1 protein-coding gene is annotated in these 1,491 nt (G+C 69.3%); it reads right to left on the bottom strand.

All coding sequences use genetic code 11. The features are described 5' to 3' along the window. Nucleotides 1-30: 30 nt before the first annotated feature. Complete coding sequence (locus U5A56_RS36790) at nucleotides 31-1,278, bottom strand: ROK family transcriptional regulator (protein WP_321927377.1); 1,248 nt, start codon at nucleotides 1,276-1,278, stop codon at nucleotides 31-33. Nucleotides 1,279-1,491: the final 213 nt, after the last annotated feature.

Below are 1,491 nucleotides of genomic sequence, written 5' to 3' on the forward strand. Positions count from 1 at the left end.
CCGCGCATCTCGAGCAGCGGCCGGGGGGACTCAGAACGCGACATGGTTGACCTCCTGCGATTCGGTGCGGGCGCCCTTGAGGATGCCGGCCCGTGGAGAGAAGTTGAAGAACATCGGCAGTGTCGCGGCACCGATCGCACCGGCGTCGGCGCCGAACGAGCCGCGCACGAGCGTCGGCGTGCCGCGCGCTTCCGGCGCGGTGGCGACGAGCGCCGCGCGCAGGCGGGTCGTCACCGCATCGAGCAGGCCGGCGTCGGTATCGGCGTCGAGCACGACCACCGGCGCATCGACGACGCACAGCACCGCACGCAATGCCGGCGCGAGCGCGTCGACACAGTCGTCGATCCATTCGTCGACCGCCGGCAGGCCACGCGCGATACAGGCCTCGAGATCGGCGCGGTTCTCGACCGTCTCGCCGTGATGGCGCAGATGACGCACGAGCGCGTGCAGCGATGCGCGGGCGAGCAGGATGTCCCACGGGCCGCGGGGCGGCGGCGCGGACGCCAGCCGGCTCGGCGACACCGGAATCACGGCGATGTCGCCGGCATTGCCGGTCACGCCGCGCAGGCAGTCGCCGTCGATCGCGATGCCGCCGCCGATCGCGGGACCGATGAACAGGTACACGAAATCGTCGCACTGCCGGCCGTACCCGTAGAACAGTTCGGCGATCGCGGCCGCGTTGCCGTCGTTTTCGCCGAACACGGGCAGCGACAGCGTGCGCCCGAGGTCGCTCGCGAAGTCGACGTCTTCCCACGCGCGGAACGTGTCGGGTGCGAGGCCGAGTTCGCGCATCCACGCGCCGAGGTTGTACGGCTGGGCGACGCCGACGCCCGTCAGGCGCGCGCGCTCATGCGTGGGGAGCAGGTCCTGCATCGCATCGATGTCGCGCCGCACGATGTCGAGCACGTCGGCGGGCGGGGGGAGCAGGCAGTCGTGGGAGCGGCGGCCGAGCACGTCGCCCGCGAAATTGACGAGCGCCGTCTCGATACGCATCCGGTCGAGATGGACGCCGATGCCGAACGCGCCGCGCGGATCGAGGCGGATCAGCGACGCCGGCTGGCCGCGCTGGCCCTCGGTGCGGCCGGCGGATTCGATCAGCTTCGCGTCGGCGAGCGACGCGATGATGCCGCCGACAGCCGCGCTCGTCATGTTCGCGAGCCGCGCGAGGTCGGCCTTCGACGCGCTGCCCACGCGGCGCAGCGTCTTCAGCAGCAGGCGCTCGTTGTAACGGCGCACGTTGGCCGAATTGCTGCCCTGACCGAAGTGCGGGCTTCGCATGGCGTCTCCTTCCATGTTGCGTCGAACGTCGACGCATTAAATAAATCATGTTGATTTATTTAACCGCGTGAGCGCTGGCATGTCAGCCTAGGGAAATCCCGGTTTTGTTCCGGGACGAAGGAGGGGTCTGGGTTGGATGGCGCGTCATGCGCGTCACCGGCGACGGTATTGGGCGCTGCGTGAACCCTGGTATCGATTCGGCGCCGGAAATGA

Source organism: Burkholderia sp. BCC1998 (genome assembly GCF_905339875.1).
In the GTDB taxonomy this organism is placed as follows: domain Bacteria; phylum Pseudomonadota; class Gammaproteobacteria; order Burkholderiales; family Burkholderiaceae; genus Burkholderia.

Coding starts and splice junctions, on each gene's coding strand:
- U5A56_RS36790 (WP_321927377.1), bottom strand. CDS start 1,278: ATGCGAAGCCCGCACTTCGGTCAGGGCAGCAATTCGGCCAACGTGCGC.